Below are 17,210 nucleotides of genomic sequence, written 5' to 3' on the forward strand. Positions count from 1 at the left end.
TCTCTGTTCGTTCTACTGAGATTTTAAGCGGCAGGTAATTCTGCCAGCGGCCAGCGTGGGCGCACGGTCACGCTCAATTCACCCGCCGTTCCGGCTTTCAAACGAATCATACCCGCATAAGCGATCATCGCGCCGTTATCGGTGCAGAATTCAGGACGCGCGTAGAACACTTCACCACGGCGTTTCGTCATCATTTCTTCCATGCGTACACGCAGAGTGCGGTTGGCACTCACGCCGCCCGCCATCACCAGGCGTTTGAAGCCCGTTTGATCCAGCGCACGTTTGCACTTGATCATCAGCGTATCAACCACCGCATCTTCAAATGCACGAGCGATATCCGCGCGGGTCTGCGGATCGGCGTCATTACCGCGAATCGTATTCGCTGCAAAAGTTTTAAGGCCGGAGAAGCTGAAATCCAGACCTGGACGGTCGGTCATCGGGCGCGGGAAAGTAAATCGCCCTGCCGTACCTTGTGATGCCATTTTAGAAAGCATCGGGCCGCCGGGGTAATCCAGGCCTAGCAGTTTCGCCGTCTTATCAAAAGCTTCACCTGCGGCATCATCAATGGATTCGCCCAACAGTTCGTATTGACCGATACCGGTGACGCTGATCAGCTGCGTGTGGCCGCCAGAAACCAGCAGCGCTACAAACGGGAATTCGGGTGGATTGTCTTCCAGCATCGGCGCTAATAAATGGCCTTCCATGTGATGCACCGGCACTGCGGGTACATCCCAGGCAAACGCCAGCGAACGGCCAATGGTTGCGCCCACTAGCAGCGCGCCAACCAAGCCAGGCCCTGCGGTATAAGCAACACCGTCAATATCTTTGGCGGTTAATCCTGCCTCTTTTAAAGCGGCCTGAATCAATGGCACGGTTTTGCGCACATGGTCACGGGAGGCAAGCTCCGGCACCACGCCGCCGTAGTCAGCATGCAATTTCACCTGACTATACAATTGATTAGCTAATAACCCGTTCTCATCGTCATAAATGGCGATGCCGGTTTCATCACAGGATGTCTCAATACCCAATACGCGCATGGCTTTCTCTACCTCTAAGTCTTGCGGCGAAGTTTAAGCCGCTGAGTGCTTATTGTAAAACTTTGCTCACAAACGCGGCTCGGGTGGTGTATAATCCGCACCCCTGGAAGATTCCGGCCTTAAAAGCCAGGTTTCTGGTTGTCCGGTGCTTTACAAAGCAGCAGTAGTTGCAGTAAAATTCCGCACCATTTTGAAATAGCTGACGCCTAAGTCAGCGGCAAACCGAATTTATCAAAGGTGAGAGTTAATGCCGGTAATTAAAGTACGTGAAAACGAGCCATTCGACGTAGCACTGCGTCGCTTCAAGCGTTCTTGTGAGAAAGCAGGTGTTCTGGCGGAAGTTCGTCGTCGTGAGTTCTATGAAAAACCGACTACCGAACGTAAACGCGCTAAAGCTTCTGCTGTGAAACGTCACGCGAAGAAATTGGCTCGCGAAAACGCACGCCGCACTCGTCTGTACTAATTTCTTGGGGGTTCAATCCTCCAAAACAGACAAGTAGTAGTTGTAAAGGCCGTGCTTCCGAAAGGAATGCGCGGCTTATTTTCGTTCATGAACTGACATACTTCCTGCTCTTTCGACTTGCAGAACTATCGCAAGGCGGAAAGAAAGCGAGTACCAAACGGGGCCTATGGCTGGACGAATTCCACGTGTATTCATCAATGACTTGCTGGCGCGCACCGACATCATCGATTTGATCGATGCCCGTGTTAAGCTCAAAAAGCAGGGCAAGAACTACCATGCGTGCTGTCCGTTCCATAACGAAAAAACCCCCTCTTTTACCGTAAACGGTGAAAAACAGTTTTACCATTGCTTCGGCTGTGGGGCACACGGCAACGCCATCGATTTTTTAATGAACTATGACAAGCTTGAGTTTGTCGAAAGCGTTGAAGAATTATCGGCAATGCACAATCTCGAAGTGCCTTACGAAGCGGGTAGCGGACCGAGCCAGATTGAGCGTCATCAACGGCAAAGTCTTTATCAATTGATGGATGGCCTGAACGCCTTTTATCAGCAATCCCTGGCTCAACATTCGGCTGAACCTGCTCGCCAGTATCTGGCACAGCGCGGTTTAAGTGCCGAAGTTATTCAACATTTCGCCATCGGCTATGCCCCTCCCGGTTGGGATAACGTATTAAAGCGTTTTGGTGGTAATAGCGAAAACCGTCAGGCTCTGACTGACGCAGGCATGTTGGTGACCAACGATCAGGGGCGCAGTTACGACCGCTTCCGCGAAAGGGTGATGTTCCCCATCCGCGACAAGCGTGGCCGGGTAATTGGTTTTGGTGGCCGTGTGCTGGGCGATGCCCTGCCGAAGTACCTCAACTCCCCGGAAACCGATATTTTCCATAAAGGCCGCCAGCTATATGGCCTGTATGAAGCTCAACAAAGCCAGCCGGAACCTGCGCGTTTGCTGGTTGTTGAAGGTTATATGGATGTGGTGGCACTGGCGCAATACGGCATTTCTTACGCCGTTGCCTCGTTAGGCACCTCGACGACCGCCGACCATATCCAGTTGTTGTTCAGAGTGACCGATACCGTTGTCTGTTGTTATGACGGAGATCGCGCGGGCCGAGACGCTGCATGGCGAGCTCTGGAAACTGCGCTACCTTATATGACGGACGGTCGCCAGTTGCGCTTTATGTTCCTGCCGGACGGTGAAGACCCCGACACGCTGGTGCGTAAAGAAGGAAAAGAAGCATTTGAAGCGCGTATGGAACATGCCCAGCCGCTTTCTACGTTTCTTTTTAACAGCCTGATGCCACAGGTCGATTTGAGTTCTCCTGATGGCCGAGCGCGACTGAGCACTCTTGCTTTACCCCTGATAACTCAGGTACCTGGTGAAACATTGCGCATTTATCTGCGCCAGGAACTGGGTAACAAACTGGGCATTCTGGACGATAGCCAGCTTGAAAAACTGATGCCAAAGCTTGCTGAAAACAGCACGCCGCGCCCGGCTCCACAGCTAAAACGCACAACCATGCGTATACTGATAGGACTGCTGGTGCAGAATCCAGAGTTGGCACCCAATGTGCCACCGCTTGCCGGTCTGGAGCAGGAGAAGTTGCCAGGGTTGAAACTGTTTATCGACCTGGTCAATACCTGTCTGGCGCAACCGGGTTTAACCACCGGTCAGCTTTTAGAGCTATATCGCGGCACAAATGAAGCCGCCACCCTTGAAAAACTCTCTTCATGGGACGATATAGCAGATAAGGACATCGCAGAAAAAACGTTCAACGATGCACTCGAACATATGTTTGATTCGGTGCTGGAGTTGAGGTTTGAAGAATTGATGGCACGTTCCAGAACGTCAGGGCTAACGCCCGCGGAGCGTGAGGAAGTCCGTGTGATAACACAATCACGCGCGAAAAAGTAAATACCATCGGCTTAACTGCCGAACATTCGTCGGGTAAACCCGAACGCCGCAAGGATGGGCAGCGGCAATAAAATAAGTCAGCCCTCGTTACGTTATTGTTGGCGGTTTCGCCGACCGACACCAACCCTAATACTGAAGTGTGGATACCGTCTTATGGAGCAAAACCCGCAGTCACAGCTTAAACTTCTTGTTACCAAGGGCAAGGAGCAAGGCTATCTGACCTATGCCGAGGTCAATGACCATCTGCCGGAAGATATCGTCGACTCCGATCAGATCGAAGACATCATCCAAATGATCAATGACATGGGCATTCAGGTGATGGAAGAAGCACCTGACGCCGATGACCTGTTGCTTGCTGAAAACTCAAACAACACAGACGAAGATGCGGAAGAAGCTGCCGCACAAGTACTGTCCAGCGTAGAGTCTGAAATCGGGCGCACCACTGACCCGGTTCGTATGTACATGCGTGAAATGGGTACCGTTGAGCTGTTAACCCGTGAGGGTGAAATCGATATCGCTAAGCGTATCGAAGACGGTATCAACCAGGTCCAGTGCTCCGTTGCCGAATATCCGGAAGCGATCACTTATCTGCTCGAGCAGTACGACCGCGTAGAAGCAGAACAAGCACGTCTGTCTGATTTGATCATCGGCTTTGTTGACCCGAATGCTGAAGAAGACCTTGCCCCTACCGCCACTCACATTGGTTCTGAGCTAACCAGCGAAGAAAACACTAATAGTGACGATGAGGAAGAAGACGAAGAAGAAGCTGACGATGACAACAGCATCGACCCAGAACTTGCTCGTGAAAAATTCGGTGAGCTGCGTACACAGTACGAAAAAGCTCGCGACACGATCAAAGCGAAAGGCCGTGCACACGCCGATTCTGCAGCTGAAATCCAACAACTGTCTGAGGTCTTCAAACAGTTCCGCCTGGTACCGAAGCAATTCGACTACCTGGTAAACAGCATGCGCGTCATGATGGACCGCGTTCGTACGCAAGAACGTCTGATCATGAGATTGTGTGTTGAACAGTGCAAAATGCCGAAGAAAAACTTCATCACACTGTTCACTGGCAACGAAACCAGCGAAACCTGGTTCAACGCTGCTATCGCAATGAACAAGCCGTGGTCTGAAAAACTGCATGATGTTGCAGACGACGTGCATCGCAGCCTGCAAAAGCTGCAACAGATTGAAGAAGAAACCGGCCTGACCATCGAACAGGTTAAAGATATCAACCGTCGTATGTCTATCGGTGAAGCGAAGGCTCGTCGTGCGAAGAAAGAGATGGTTGAAGCAAACTTACGTCTGGTTATTTCTATCGCTAAGAAATACACCAACCGTGGTCTGCAATTCCTTGACCTGATTCAGGAAGGTAACATCGGCCTGATGAAAGCCGTTGATAAGTTTGAATATCGCCGTGGTTATAAGTTCTCAACTTATGCAACCTGGTGGATCCGACAGGCTATCACCCGCTCCATCGCCGACCAGGCGCGTACCATCCGTATTCCGGTGCATATGATTGAGACAATTAACAAGCTCAACCGTATTTCGCGCCAGATGCTGCAAGAGATGGGCCGCGAGCCGACTCCGGAAGAACTGGCTGAACGCATGCTGATGCCAGAAGACAAAATCCGTAAAGTGCTGAAAATCGCTAAAGAGCCAATCTCCATGGAAACGCCAATCGGCGACGATGAAGATTCGCATCTGGGTGATTTCATCGAGGATACCACCCTCGAGCTGCCACTGGATTCTGCAACGTCTGAAAGCCTGCGTAACGCAACACACGACGTTCTGGCTGGCCTGACCGCGCGTGAAGCGAAAGTCCTGCGTATGCGTTTCGGTATCGACATGAATACCGACCACACGCTGGAAGAAGTGGGTAAACAGTTCGACGTAACCCGCGAACGTATCCGTCAGATCGAAGCGAAGGCACTGCGCAAACTGCGCCACCCAAGCCGCTCTGAAGTGCTGCGTAGCTTCCTGGACGACTAATCACATCAGCCTGCTAAAAAACCCTCCTCGCGAGGGTTTTTTTATGCCTGCACGTTAATAATAGCTGGGCGTAATATAAGAAATGGGAACTATAAGAGTTTGATTAGGCTTTGATTATAAAACCAGCAGATGTCACGTAATGACTGGAATGAAGCCCCAAGTTACATTATAATCCTGCGCCACGGCCCCTTAGCTCAGTTGGTTAGAGCAGGCGACTCATAATCGCTTGGTCGCTGGTTCAAGTCCAGCAGGGGCCACCAAATAAAACAAGGGCTTACGTGAAAACGTAGGCCCTTAGTCTTTTCTGGGGATACTCAGGGGATACCTTGGAAAAGTATGAGCAAGTAAACTCAATTCAAATTGACTGACTTAGGTTGCTGTTAAATATCCTCAGCAACGATCCCAGCACTAATAATGGCCCCGCCAATTTCACGTTCTCCGTAAAGCAGCGCGACTGGGTTTCCCATTGCCGTTGAGTTAACCGCACCTCCAAAGGCATAGCTGGGTTTGTTATCGGGGTCTTGGCGTCCATGTAAACCTCGCGGCTGCGGTGAAAGCATCTGGAATACGCCACCAGCCATCATTGCTCCACCAGCCCAAGCCATCTGCGCACCGAATGCAGACATAGTACCAACGGATAAAACAGAAATTGCGATCCCGGCTACAAGCAACACCGCACCCAGGATGGTCTGGAACATCCCAGCCTTTTTCGCACCTTCCATAATTGGCGCTATGCGAATGTCATCAGCGCCGCCAAGATTCCGGTAATCCTCTACATCAATGTTGCGCTTTCCACGGAACACGGCGAACACCATCCCATTGCTTTTGGCATTGTTGAGATAATCCTCAAACCCATCAAAATTAACGCTAAGGGCTTTTACGGCTTCCTGTGAAGTATTAACAGCGAACTTATGAACACGTCCAAAACGAGCGCCCAGCGCTCCATACAGGCGAACCGTCGTTAATCTCATCGTTTTAACTCCCACTGTATTTGAACAGTAACTTTGGCCTGGCGCGTTCTGCACATCAGGCACCAACAATTAATGTGTCGCATGACTGTTTTCGTCTTCTAAGAGCATTTCAGACGGCAAAACGAACCCATGCAGGAGCGAACCATCCTCGCCCTTTACGTTGATTTCTATTGCAGTGAACACATCAGGGCTTTTGAGACATAGCCGCTCCAGCTCCTCGAGCATGGTGATTAGGGTTCTGGTCATTTGTTTTATTCCTCTCGTGGGAAATACTGCGCAATTTTTACTGCGCACTGCGCAACTTGAGTACTAACAATTACTAACAGTAACTGCGCAGTTTTATACCCGCTGATTTAGCAGCCGTATCCCAGTGCTGACAAGGGTTGAGGCGGTGATCTGCGCAATTCGCCAAAGGTGCGCAACTGAAGTTTTCTTAAGTGCGCACTGCGCAGTTTGAGCGTCAGGATTCGTGAGGTTATTCACGCCTGAATTGCGCAGTTCAATGACAAGTTTTGACAAGTACCCGCCATGCATACTTCTTGTTTGCGTACCACTTGCATTACCTCAGGTACCCTGTTCTCAGGTGCATAAAAAAGCCCCCTGGTACTGCGCGGATGCGGGGGCAAAAGTGAAACGGTTTGTTGGTTATGCTGCCTTCGGAGTAAACGTGAGTTTCACACCTGGCTGTGCGCGCGCGTCGTCAGTGGCGTAATACTCCCAGCTCGCTTTATCCTTCACCTGGTCAGCAGTGATAGATACGGTGTTAGCCAGTTTGGTAGCCATTGCAGCCTTGAGGCGGTAGCTCTTAACAGCGATTTTAAATTCACCTTCACTCTGCATCATTGTTGTGAGTGACTCGCCACCCAGCTGTGGCTGCACGACGAATTTTGACTGGTAGCCGTTATCAATCATTACCGCGCCGCTAACCATGCCGTAAGCCGTATTTGACGGAACGTAGTCACTGACAAGGAATCGACCGTTCAGGCCATCCGTGAATACAGCAATGTCACCCAGCTTGTAGAGTTGCTCAGCGTTCTTGAACAGGTCGTTCTCCACCAAGCTGTAATACACGTCAGAGTTAATCGCCCAGCAGACAATGTTTTGCCCGGCGTCACCGAACGCGCGGCGGCCTTTCACGAAATGGCTTAGTTTGGGGGTGATGTCACCAGTTGAGGCAGCCACATCGGCGGGAATGCTCAGGGCAAATTTAGTGTTGGTAGACACGCAGGCATCAAGAGCTGCCAACCCCTGTGTGATTTGTTGCTCAATGATGCCCTGCGCGGCCTGTGCTGATACTGCCGCTGCTGCATCCTCCGGGCTGGAGTCGATACGCGCCAGCAGACCATCATTCACTTTTACCGGGCCGAGACGCCAGTCAAATCGCGGTGCGCGCTTGAGGATCTGCTCGAGTTCTTTCGGCGTAACTGCCGTGGTTGAATAAGCGTTACGCGCCGTCACCAGGCCTGCAATGAGTTTCCAGCTTGATTCCTCGGCATAGTCACCAATGGTCTTTTCGCTGCCCAGCAGCATAGCACCGCCAGTAGCAGCACCGAATAGTGAGGATTGTTTCAGGACAAGTTCAGTAATGGTTGAACGCACCTGAGTTTGGAACATTTCTAAAGACATAATTCACCTATCATCGTTAATTGACTGTTATTTCTGTCCGATGATTTCACGAGCCTGACTGGTGAGATCCTGTTGTCCGTTCGGGCCTGGCTCGTAACGGTGGGTTGGCGTTGTGGATGTACTGACAGAGGATGTACTGCCGCCGCCGCAGTTCCCTGACGCTTTCAAAACCCAATCCAGCTTGTTATCAACCATCATGTGCCGGCGGAGCTGTTCAGCGTCCACACGGTTTTCCTTGGTTGAACCGGAGCCATCATCCTCTGTGACGAAAATAGCGCTCTCGTAGGTTCCATCGTCATTACGGTGGAGCTGGAAGTGTTTTTTAAGCAGTGGCACGACAAACTCGTCAGAGCCTTCAATGAAATTAGCCTGCATAAAATCAGTAATTGGCTTTTCAATGAGGGATTTCTCCAGCCCGGCGCGGTAGCTGTCGCGCTCGGTGGTGATCTCGTTAAGTTTCTGGTCGTGCCCGGCGGCGGCATCACTCGCCATTTTTAACTGCGCCTCCGCAGTAATCCGGCGTTCCTTCTCCCCGGCTAACTTGGTCAGCAGCTCGCTGTTCTTTGCTTTCAGGCCATTTGCGGCGGAATCGTCCTGCTCGACGTTCAGCGCGTAGCCATCGGTTTGTTCAACGTAAAAGGATTGCAGAGCTTTATCGAGGGATTGGAAGTCATCGGAGGTAATGCGGAGTTTTAGCATGTTTGCACCTAATGCAATGCGCCTAGCGCGGTTAAGAGTTAATCATTATACCTGTTTTGATGATTGATAATATAAATTCAACCACTTTAATTAATCACTATATTTTCTGGTATCAGGACGTGTTTTAAAGAATTTCCCTTCAAGGTGTTCATGGTGTTCATACCGAGTATAAAAACCATTAATTTCATTAAGTTAAAGTATGTACACTAACTTTTTTAAGTCTTCACAAGTATTCATGGTGTTCATAGTTTTGATGTACACCATGAACACCTTATGAATACCTTGGCTCAAGGTGTTCATAGTCTAACTAACTGTTTATAAATATATTTTTTATATCTATGAACACTATGAACACCTTTAGCCATTTTTTATTTAACGCAGCTATTTACTGCTTATGGTGTGACTGGGGTAACCAGTCCTCGGCGCTATTTGACAGTTCAACGTTAGTGACAATGCCGCGGGTCTTTCTCTCTTTCCTGTATTCGTGGCTGAACTCGCGCATAGCGCTTTCCATACCCTCCGCAAACTTATTCAGCGTTAACGGCCTGTCGAATCCGTTGGCCTCCAGGAACGAGAGATAAGCGTGGTAGACATAGGCACGTGGAAAGAATGGCGGGTTGCGGTTGCCCACCAGCATCCCCGTACACTCGTTAAGTTTTTTAAGATGTGAACAGAACGCATAAAGCGGATCGGTTTTCTGTTTAACCTCTAACGCCTCCTCGCTGTTCCGTTGCTCCAGCAGCAGCCGTTTGGCGTCATCCGGGTTGGAAAAGTTCGCCAGCAGCCGGCGAATGATTACCGGGATTTCAGCGGCAATCTTTTCAGGCAACAGAGGGTCTTTATCTACATCGCTCACACGGTTGTTGAACTGGAAGATTACCCGACGCCGGGCCACACCCTCGGCGCGTTCGGTAAACACCATGGGCGTGTTGTTGGTGGCTATCACGACAGCGCGCAGAACGGCCGTGTATTGATGTTCGTGCTTCGGATCAATCTCTACTGCATCGCCGCCAGTGATTGCCTTGATGCCCGTTCCCTCCCCTGAATATTTGGGCTGGTCTGGAAGGGTGATCATGCTCTTTCCTACGAACTGAGCGCGGCCCCTGGCACTGTCCAGCGCTGCCATGTTCCCACTCGCCGTGTTGTGCTGCCCCGCCAGCATGGTAGCGATATGGGTAAACACACTTTTACCACTGCCACCCACGCCAGTTATCTCGAGGAACAATTGCCAGTCGAACCTGTTAGCCAGCACCATAAACAGGCCAGCAGCAATGCGCTGCATTTTAAGAGCCTCTTTACCTGATGCGTAACTTAGCCATTTGTGGAAGTTCGGCGCGTGGTCGTGGAGGTTCTCGCCTGGTACCGCAGGGGTGTATTCAACGCCGTTGTGGTTGGTCAGCCAGTTCGCGGTGTCGTGCTCTGAAAACTCCCCTGTCTCCATGTCATACACGCCGTTAGCGAATGGGATCAGGTTACGGCGTGGCAATCCCATTACCGGGATAACGATTTTTAACGCCTCAATTACGTTATTTATCGTTCTTTTGCCGAAGTTGGTTTGGTTTTCGTTGTATATCGCCACCATTTCGCGGCTTAACTCCAGCGGCGCGGCTTTCTCCCACACACCAGCCCGGTAGAGATAAACGGCCTCACTCTCGGCGTGAATGGCGATCCCTTTGTATCTGGAGGCCAGCAGCAGTGCCTTTTCATTGTCTGCCATCTGGATCAGATTGATGTCACCGCGCGGAACCTTAACCACCAGGCTATGCCCGTTCTCTGCATCAGCTTTCAAGCGGGGCAGTTGCGGCGTCCAGTCCTCGGCGGGTTTCTGTTCGCCTATTCCGTTAAATAGACGCGCTTCCGTCACTCCGGCCAGTGCCAACTTTGTAGCGATGACCGTTACTTGAGATTCGGACAGCGCCCCGGCGCGATAGACTCGAGCATAACGACGCCCGTCATCAATAATGCGCAGGTTATCCAGCTCAGAAAGTTGCTTTGGACCAATCCAGACTGGCGGCACACTATCACCGGCCTTAGTCCCCTCGCTATCTGTCCAGTGTTGCATGTGGCTGTATGCGTCGGCCCCGGCAAAGATAATTGCCTCAGTGAGTTTATCTTTTGGCAGACATTTAACGTTAGGTGCGTTATTCACTCTTTTCTCTCCCGGCTCGCATTAATCAGCGCACGTAAATTCTGTATTTTTTCGGCGGTGTTATGTGTCTCGCACCACTCGCTAAATGTTTGATGCCTAACCAAAATAAATTCATTTTCAAAGCGCGCAACAGGCAAAATACATTCACCGGAATAACCATCTCGAATAAACGTCACTCTGTTGAAACGGTTACTTTGAATAATGACAATATTGCCTCTGCTGTCTTTCCATTTATCGCCCTGTCTGATTTCAGGATGAGCGAGGCCACCAGCAATTAAGCCAGTTAATTTCTTTTTCATTGTTTATTCCCCGGTTGTACTAATTACGCGATAACCAACACGCCGCAATAACTGAATCATGCCAGCAGGTGTAAAAATGATTTCATCTTCTTCTAGTGGGCGTACTGAGACTATCCCATTCGTTGTATATAACTGCCAGCGACCACCTGAGAGAAAGCTATCCATGACTTTCCCGTCCGAGCGGCGCACGAGATCGTAAATTTCGCTCACGCCATCACCTCCAGCGCCATAGCTGCTTGCATCTCTCCAGCCTGGCTACCCAGCTGCAGATATGTGCGAGTTACTGCCGGGTTGCTATGTCCGAGCATCTCCGAAGCAATTAACAAGCCCTGCTCACCACCACGGCACATCATGTTGAATGCGGCAATCTTGCGTGTGCTGTATGCGCTCAGACGTAGTTTGGCGTTGATGTGGTGCGTGAACCAGGCGCAAACAGTGCTCAGGCGCTTCCAGATGGTCTGGCGCGTCACGCTACCATCCAGAGAGGAACAACGGTTGCTTTCAATCTGTGAACGGGAAAAGACAAGATCGTCGTCAATCAGGTTGCGTTCCAGGCGTTCGCTGAGGCGTTTCAATATGCCCGGTGGTAGCTGTTTGGTGTCACGCTTTACGTCAGCGCGGCTCACCAGCTCGAAACACATCTCCTGTTCGTCTGGTGTCATGCTGGCGGCGATTTCGTCAGGGGTGGCGCTATCCCATGCCATATAGCCTACGTGGTCGCCATCCATCCGGGCGGCGTCCTTCCGGGCCTTGCGCACCAGCTCCACGCCCTTACGTGTGGCTCTTGCTTCTGCGGCTTTGGTTTGTTTGGCAACGGTAATGGTGGCTTTGCCTGTGTCCCAGTCCACGCAGGAATAGCGCAGGTTGCACACGTCAGCAGTTCGCCAGCCAGTTATCACGGAAATGTCCCACCACAACAAAACCCAGTCAGGTTGGGTTTGCTGGATGCGCTCACGCAGTTTGATTTGTTCGTCACGCTCGTAGACAGGTGACTTAGTGCGGGTGCCTTTGGTGGATACTGCGGCCACGATATTACCGCGAACGGCGCGAGCTTTGGCGGTCAGTGTTTGCAGGTTAAGCATGGCGCACCTCCACTGGCAGACGACCAGCAAAGAAGCACACATGGTCACGCGCCAGAATACGGCGGGCTTCTTGCTCTGAAACAGCAGGGATATGGTGTAAAACAGGTTTGATTGTCGGCGTATCGCGGCGAACAGCGGCGATAATCCAGATGAATGCGGGTGTAGCTTGTGCGAGGGTAGTAGCCATTTTGTGGCCTCCGATGAGTAGCTATATTTGCCACCACCAGAGTTTCCACGCTCTTGATTGGTGGTGACACTGACAGGGGTGGAAATATCGGCCTCATCGAATACCGACCAGCCCGAAGGCTGCCCTGCCAGCGCCACCATTGATTCTGTGCGAACTGGGTCGCTGAAATATGGGGTACTGACTTGCGACAATAAAAAAGACGCTATAGGCGTCTGTGTCGCCGACGAGATTACCGGGTTTCCACGCCCGGCACCAGGATTTACTGGTGCATTTGCAGTGTAATACTCACCAGGCAGAGAAGGCAATACATTTTTATCATGCCCATTATTCAGGCTAAGTGACTGAATCAGCTTTGAGTAGTTATTCATGAGCAAGCCCTCACGCCGTCTGTGTGCGACGTGTTGACGCTAAGTAGCAATCGAGGTCAGCTTTCATGTAGATGACCTTGCGACCAACCTTGTGATGTGGGATTGCTACTTTTCCAGTATGCGCCCAGTTCGCCAGGGTCTGCGAGTTGATACCCAGATAAGCGGCTGCTTCTGCCCGGGTAAGGCGTTCTAATTGAATTGGTGTGGCTAAATACATGAGTAGCTCCGTGTATGACTGATTAACTTCGGAGCTACTTTAGTGTTGAAATTCAAACTGAATAAGGTGCATAGCCAGGCTATGCCCCCCGTATAGCCAGGCTATGCGGGGATTCAGAGAACGAGACTAAAGGATGTATACTTTTGTGGCTTCGGAGGAACGATCCCAGCATCTGTAAACCATGCATCCAGCCTGTCTACGCTTACGCCATTGTTAAAATGCTTTTTTAAATTCTTACATAGCTGCCCTTTTGAGGCTCCGGGATACTTGTCCCATGTATTCCTGGCAATACGCATTGCCTCATCGTAATTTTTATTTCTTGGCTTTTTAGCAACAGCTTGCTGTTTGGCTGATTGTAGTGTTTTTTCTAGTAGCTCTAATCTGCCATCTTCAGTGGCATGGAGGCACTGCAAATAAAAAGCATGTTTTAAAGTTTTTTTAGCCTGCTCTTTATACCCATGTAATTGCAATAAAGCAGCAGCAGTCATTAAGTCATTCGCAGCATCACAATCTGTGTGCGTATATTCTGGAGTTCTTCCGGTAAGTTCTATCCACTCTAGAATAATTTCAGGTGGAACCACTTTTCCAGTTACCTTATTTCTAAAATATAATGTTGTTTCATCAGCCGCCGCCTCTGCCAGATTGCAAAAATCTCTATCCATAAGAGCAGCGCGGACTGTCACGGCAATTGATTCAGGTTTCATTATTTTTGCTCTTTGTTAACAGGATTCAGTAAATCAAAAATTAGCCGTCTCTTGTCTTCATCGGTCAAATTGCCTAACGCAGACAGTAATTGCGCATCAATGGCTTTCTTGCTTTCCACCAGCCCCGCATGTTCCAGAATGGCCCGTTCTATCCGGGTGGCTGGCTCGAGTAGTTCGTCAGCGCCAAAATGAAGATAACCCTGAGTTACGTCAGCACTGCGCAATGTTCGGTGGTTCATTAGACGCTTGAGAATATAGCTACCCACACCCACCAGCTCCGCGACGGTTCCGAACGTACGACGGGCATCATGCCATTTGAACGGGATTGGTTGCAGTGAATCAAGGTTGTCAGTGGGAACTGTTGCGGCACTGATACGTTCGAGGATATGGCGATATTCTTTGATAACACCCTTTGCACCTGGGAACACCAGCACTTCAACACCGGCTTTAAATTTCAGCCGGCGCCGGAACAGTTTCAGTAGTGTTTCGGTAATTGGCAGCTCCAGCGGGTCGCCGTTCTTGGTGGTATCTATCCAGAAATAGCGACCGCCCATATTCACCCGATCCCAAGTTAACTCGAATATTTCGGACTTACGTAGCCCGGTGAACATAGCCATTTCCACAGCATCACTTACCGCCGCCGCTACATCATCCCTTCCCAGTTCAGCCAAATCACGCACCAGCGCCACTGCGCCGAGCCAGCGAGCAAACTCATGGGTTCGGATTCGTTCGGTTTTCCTGATTGTGCCATGCCACTGGCGCTTGGTACTGAGCACCAACGTAGGTGGGTCAGGCAAAAGGGTTTTACCTTCATCATCTCGATAATGGTCATGAGCGAACCGATAAACAGCACGTAACGCCCTGGCCCACAAATCAGCCTGGGCATTACTGCCGGAACCAACTCCAGCGCGCAACGTTGATTTATCAGCGCCAAACCATGCGGTACCGTCAGTAACAGCCTTGTGACGATGTTCGACACGTTCGCGGGTAATGTTGGCGAGCGGCTGCTTCATCCAGTCACCTGAGAAGTTCTGTAAAGTAGCGCGGTATTGTTTTTCGGTGGTAGGTTTTAGGCGGTGGCCACGATTATCGATGTAAGTATTAAGCGCATCATTCAGCGTCACAGCCGCTTTCTCATGCACGCGCTTCAATGCGTTTGGGTTTTGCCCGGTGATGGCGACATCCCCTAGCATCTCCAGCGCTTTTGCTCTCGCATTATCAACTGTCAGCTCCGGGAAGCGGCCCAACGTGGCACGAATGAACTTACCGTTACGCTTGCGGGAAATACAAAAGCTCTTAACCCCAGATGAGGTAATACGTAGCCGGAGGCCATTAACTACCGTATCAGCATACTCATCCCGCTTACCTTCTTCGGCGTTGGGAAGTTGCGCTAAAGCGGCCTTTGTGAATTTTAATTGTTTCATCATTGCACCAGCTTTTCTGGAGGTAAGAAAAATCCGGGGATACCCTGGGGATACCATAGCAGAGTATTTTAGAGTATTTCTGGTTATTTATACAGTACAATGATTTTGTATAACCAATTGAAAATTATAGATAAGTATAAGTAAGTAGAATGTTAAAAACTAACTCATAATCGCTTGGTCACTGGTTCAAGTCCAGTAGGGGCCACCAGATATATCAAGGACCTGGATAAGAAATTATCCAGGTCCTTTTTGTTTTATGACTTTCTGAGTGATGTAACGTCATAGTACCTGCATCGAAAAAACTTCAAAGAATGCATTAAACTAAAACGACATCACCTCCCAGTTCTGCCGAAGGAAGGGTCCGATTAATGGTGCTGAATAAAACCATCCATACAGTTGAATTGGTTATGCCAACTCACATATGCACTTTATAGCATAGACTTCTTAGCAAGTTTTATAGCCCAAGAGCCCAAGACACCTACTTAATACCCGTTATTTTTTTGCAGCTTTCCAGCCAGCCGGCATTATCAATTTTGCCATTTTCCAGGTACTTCTGCTGATTCTGCCAGTGCGCGGCCAGGAAAGGCTTGAGGGCAGAGAGGCGTTTGTTGATGGTCAGCATTTGATCAAATACCGTGACTTCACGCTTAAGTCCTTCTTGCCCGTACAGAGTCGCTGAATCGACCAGGCTACTTGCGTAGTAACCAGTCAGTTGCTGTAGCCGGTCAGCCTGCTCACCCAGTTTGGCCTTACGAATAACGCAATTTGCATCGCTACCGTCTTTATCTTTGCACAGCAACTCATAATTGTGATTTAAGAAGTCGAGGAAGCGACCATCATCCTGCAGCTTAGTACATAAAAAAGAGCCTAAATTCAAGCTGGCACGGATCGATTGAGCACGCTCTTCTTGCTGCTTCTGATTACTGGCGCGTAGTTGATTTTCCAAATCTTTAAGTTTTTGCTTCAGGCCAGCATCTTCGACACCAGAAGCGAGACTCCCCAGTTCTTTGGCTGTATCCTTCGACTCAGTTTTTTTCTTGTCAGCATCAGAGTTATCAGCACCTAACGCAGCCCAGCTTTTTTCGAGTTGCTTCACCTTTGCTGTGGAAGTCATTGTCGGAGCAACAAGCACCAAACGCAGACCCGTCGTTTTACTCGTTAGAGGATTGGCATTGTCGTAGTAATTGACCTCTTTACGAACCGCACTGCGAATTTCATCCGGACCAGACTGAAAACTACCGCCACGCACCACAAAGCCACCAGCCTGACCATGAAGCCGGTTTAATTTATTGAGATAAAATGGATTGAACATCATCTCAGAAACATTACCCAGCATGTCATGCAAACCGAGAGGATTGGGTTTAAGAAGCCCTATGAGTTGCACCCTTCCATTGGAAGATTGGGAGCCTGAAAACCATTCATAGTTTTTCAGGTCATCCATCGGATAGTGCACGTCTCGAAACTCAGCACTATTAACTTTCAGTCCGCCACGAGCGGCAAACTCCCACTCAGCCTCGGTTGGCAACCGTAAAAATCCAGGATTGCCATCTTCTTTTGGTAGTTTGTCTATGGCATTACTGCGCAACCACTGGTTGTATTTATTGGCCGCTGTCACCGCATCGAACCAACTCATGCCCGTTGCAGGTGTATCGAGTTTACGTGCAGGAGTAGGACATGTACCGTCCATTAATGCCTGATATTGCAATGCAGTGAGCTCATATTTAGCCATCAGGTAATAACGGCCTTTACCCTTTTTAGGGTCAGTGAAGTCTCCGGCAATAAACGTTGGGTAGCTATGTTCGACGAAGCCCCACTCTCCCCCATCCTGGCCTAACGTTATTGGCAGATCATCAAGCGGACCAGATACTGGAATATCGACCCGACGAAAGGCCATAGAGCCATCGCAAGGCATAGGCAGAATAATATCTTCGCTATCAGGTTTGGGATTATAAGAATTGTTGGCCCAGGGAGCCGCCAAAACTGGCGACACATTGACGAGCAGCCCGAAAAACAGCCAACGCGATAGAGGGGAAGAGGGATAGGTCACGAATAGTCTCCGCCAACAAAAAGTTGAATAGGT

The 17,210-nt window shown here is 50.0% G+C and carries 17 protein-coding genes, 1 tRNA gene and 1 pseudogene; 4 read left to right on the top strand and 15 right to left on the bottom strand.

The window, feature by feature from the left end:
• Positions 1 to 23: 23 nt before the first annotated feature.
• Positions 24 to 1,037, bottom strand: a complete 1,014-nt coding sequence (gene tsaD / locus D6029_RS01810; protein WP_120063119.1) for a tRNA (adenosine(37)-N6)-threonylcarbamoyltransferase complex transferase subunit TsaD — start codon at positions 1,035 to 1,037, stop codon at positions 24 to 26.
• Positions 1,038 to 1,284: 247 nt separating this feature from the next.
• On the opposite strand from tsaD, the gene rpsU reads away from it, so the two are divergent.
• The 4 genes from rpsU (at position 1,285) to D6029_RS01830 (ending at position 5,664) form a co-directional block, all read left to right on the top strand.
• On the top strand, positions 1,285 to 1,500 hold the full coding sequence (rpsU, locus tag D6029_RS01815; protein WP_001144069.1) for a 30S ribosomal protein S21: 216 nt from the start codon (positions 1,285 to 1,287) through the stop codon (positions 1,498 to 1,500).
• 166 nt (positions 1,501 to 1,666) lie between these two features.
• The gene (gene dnaG, locus D6029_RS01820; RefSeq protein WP_120063120.1) at positions 1,667 to 3,412 is read left to right on the top strand and encodes a DNA primase; all 1,746 of its coding nucleotides are present in this window, start codon (positions 1,667 to 1,669) and stop codon (positions 3,410 to 3,412) included.
• A gap of 153 nt (positions 3,413 to 3,565) precedes the next feature.
• Positions 3,566 to 5,404 carry an RNA polymerase sigma factor RpoD gene (gene rpoD, locus D6029_RS01825; RefSeq protein WP_120063121.1) on the top strand — a complete coding sequence of 613 codons (1,839 nt, stop codon included), beginning with the start codon at positions 3,566 to 3,568 and terminating at the stop codon, positions 5,402 to 5,404.
• Between the two features lie 183 nt (positions 5,405 to 5,587).
• Positions 5,588 to 5,664 (top strand) — tRNA-Ile (locus D6029_RS01830).
• Between the two features lie 120 nt (positions 5,665 to 5,784).
• Here D6029_RS01830 and D6029_RS01835 read toward each other — a convergent pair.
• From D6029_RS01835 to D6029_RS01895, 14 genes and pseudogenes are all read right to left on the bottom strand, one after another.
• Positions 5,785 to 6,375 (bottom strand): tail assembly protein, encoded by a 591-nt coding sequence (locus D6029_RS01835; RefSeq protein WP_120063122.1) that lies wholly within the window; start codon positions 6,373 to 6,375, stop codon positions 5,785 to 5,787.
• 69 nt (positions 6,376 to 6,444) lie between these two features.
• Entirely contained in the window at positions 6,445 to 6,621 is a 177-nt protein-coding gene (locus tag D6029_RS22460) for a hypothetical protein (protein ID WP_167455956.1), read from the bottom strand.
• A 399-nt stretch (positions 6,622 to 7,020) separates the two neighbouring features.
• On the bottom strand, positions 7,021 to 8,001 hold the full coding sequence (locus D6029_RS01840) for a major capsid protein (protein ID WP_120063123.1): 981 nt from the start codon (positions 7,999 to 8,001) through the stop codon (positions 7,021 to 7,023).
• A gap of 27 nt (positions 8,002 to 8,028) precedes the next feature.
• Complete coding sequence (locus D6029_RS01845) at positions 8,029 to 8,700, bottom strand: hypothetical protein (protein WP_120063124.1); 672 nt, start codon at positions 8,698 to 8,700, stop codon at positions 8,029 to 8,031.
• A 385-nt stretch (positions 8,701 to 9,085) separates the two neighbouring features.
• Positions 9,086 to 10,849, bottom strand: coding sequence for a DNA primase family protein (locus D6029_RS01850; RefSeq protein ID WP_120063125.1), 1,764 nt, complete (start codon positions 10,847 to 10,849; stop codon positions 9,086 to 9,088).
• Positions 10,846 to 11,148, bottom strand: a complete 303-nt coding sequence (locus tag D6029_RS01855; RefSeq protein ID WP_120063126.1) for a DUF4222 domain-containing protein — start codon at positions 11,146 to 11,148, stop codon at positions 10,846 to 10,848. The genes D6029_RS01850 and D6029_RS01855 overlap by 4 nt, the downstream gene beginning before the upstream one ends.
• A 3-nt stretch (positions 11,149 to 11,151) precedes the next feature.
• Positions 11,152 to 11,358, bottom strand: a complete 207-nt coding sequence (locus D6029_RS01860) for a hypothetical protein (RefSeq protein ID WP_120063127.1) — start codon at positions 11,356 to 11,358, stop codon at positions 11,152 to 11,154.
• Positions 11,355 to 12,230, bottom strand: a complete 876-nt coding sequence (locus D6029_RS01865) for a site-specific integrase (RefSeq protein WP_120063151.1) — start codon at positions 12,228 to 12,230, stop codon at positions 11,355 to 11,357. The genes D6029_RS01860 and D6029_RS01865 overlap by 4 nt, the downstream gene beginning before the upstream one ends.
• A complete protein-coding gene (locus D6029_RS01870) occupies positions 12,223 to 12,417 on the bottom strand; it encodes a host cell division inhibitor Icd-like protein (RefSeq protein ID WP_120063152.1) in 195 nt (64 codons plus the stop codon). Before D6029_RS01870 ends, D6029_RS01865 begins: the two co-directional genes overlap by 8 nt.
• A 38-nt stretch (positions 12,418 to 12,455) precedes the next feature.
• Positions 12,456 to 12,785, bottom strand: a pseudogene (locus D6029_RS01875) (ash family protein); the annotation flags it as partial.
• Positions 12,786 to 12,795: 10 nt separating this feature from the next.
• Entirely contained in the window at positions 12,796 to 13,002 is a 207-nt protein-coding gene (locus D6029_RS01880) for a helix-turn-helix domain-containing protein (protein ID WP_120063128.1), read from the bottom strand.
• A gap of 113 nt (positions 13,003 to 13,115) precedes the next feature.
• Positions 13,116 to 13,706, bottom strand: coding sequence for a hypothetical protein (locus D6029_RS01885; protein ID WP_120063129.1), 591 nt, complete (start codon positions 13,704 to 13,706; stop codon positions 13,116 to 13,118).
• Positions 13,706 to 15,130 (bottom strand): integrase family protein, encoded by a 1,425-nt coding sequence (locus tag D6029_RS01890; RefSeq protein WP_120063130.1) that lies wholly within the window; start codon positions 15,128 to 15,130, stop codon positions 13,706 to 13,708. The genes D6029_RS01885 and D6029_RS01890 overlap by 1 nt, the downstream gene beginning before the upstream one ends.
• 478 nt (positions 15,131 to 15,608) lie before the next feature.
• Positions 15,609 to 17,177 carry a formylglycine-generating enzyme family protein gene (locus D6029_RS01895; RefSeq protein ID WP_120063131.1) on the bottom strand — a complete coding sequence of 523 codons (1,569 nt, stop codon included), beginning with the start codon at positions 17,175 to 17,177 and terminating at the stop codon, positions 15,609 to 15,611.
• Positions 17,178 to 17,210: the final 33 nt, after the last annotated feature.

The sequence above is a fragment of the Buttiauxella izardii genome, assembly GCF_003601925.1.
Classification (GTDB): Bacteria; Pseudomonadota; Gammaproteobacteria; order Enterobacterales; family Enterobacteriaceae; genus Buttiauxella; species Buttiauxella izardii.

What these genes read in the sequence shown, in the direction of transcription:
- rpsU (WP_001144069.1), top strand. Translation starts at nt 1,285, where the DNA reads ATGCCGGTAATTAAAGTACGTGAAAACGAGCCATTCGACGTAGCACTG.
- D6029_RS01890 (WP_120063130.1), bottom strand. Translation starts at nt 15,130, where the DNA reads ATGAAACAATTAAAATTCACAAAGGCCGCTTTAGCGCAACTTCCCAAC.
- D6029_RS01835 (WP_120063122.1), bottom strand. Translation starts at nt 6,375, where the DNA reads ATGAGATTAACGACGGTTCGCCTGTATGGAGCGCTGGGCGCTCGTTTT.
- dnaG (WP_120063120.1), top strand. Translation starts at nt 1,667, where the DNA reads ATGGCTGGACGAATTCCACGTGTATTCATCAATGACTTGCTGGCGCGC.
- D6029_RS22460 (WP_167455956.1), bottom strand. Translation starts at nt 6,621, where the DNA reads ATGACCAGAACCCTAATCACCATGCTCGAGGAGCTGGAGCGGCTATGT.
- D6029_RS01845 (WP_120063124.1), bottom strand. Translation starts at nt 8,700, where the DNA reads ATGCTAAAACTCCGCATTACCTCCGATGACTTCCAATCCCTCGATAAA.
- D6029_RS01880 (WP_120063128.1), bottom strand. Translation starts at nt 13,002, where the DNA reads ATGTATTTAGCCACACCAATTCAATTAGAACGCCTTACCCGGGCAGAA.
- D6029_RS01865 (WP_120063151.1), bottom strand. Translation starts at nt 12,230, where the DNA reads ATGCTTAACCTGCAAACACTGACCGCCAAAGCTCGCGCCGTTCGCGGT.
- D6029_RS01855 (WP_120063126.1), bottom strand. Translation starts at nt 11,148, where the DNA reads ATGAAAAAGAAATTAACTGGCTTAATTGCTGGTGGCCTCGCTCATCCT.
- rpoD (WP_120063121.1), top strand. Translation starts at nt 3,566, where the DNA reads ATGGAGCAAAACCCGCAGTCACAGCTTAAACTTCTTGTTACCAAGGGC.
- D6029_RS01870 (WP_120063152.1), bottom strand. Translation starts at nt 12,417, where the DNA reads ATGGCTACTACCCTCGCACAAGCTACACCCGCATTCATCTGGATTATC.
- D6029_RS01885 (WP_120063129.1), bottom strand. Translation starts at nt 13,706, where the DNA reads ATGAAACCTGAATCAATTGCCGTGACAGTCCGCGCTGCTCTTATGGAT.
- D6029_RS01840 (WP_120063123.1), bottom strand. Translation starts at nt 8,001, where the DNA reads ATGTCTTTAGAAATGTTCCAAACTCAGGTGCGTTCAACCATTACTGAA.
- tsaD (WP_120063119.1), bottom strand. Translation starts at nt 1,037, where the DNA reads ATGCGCGTATTGGGTATTGAGACATCCTGTGATGAAACCGGCATCGCC.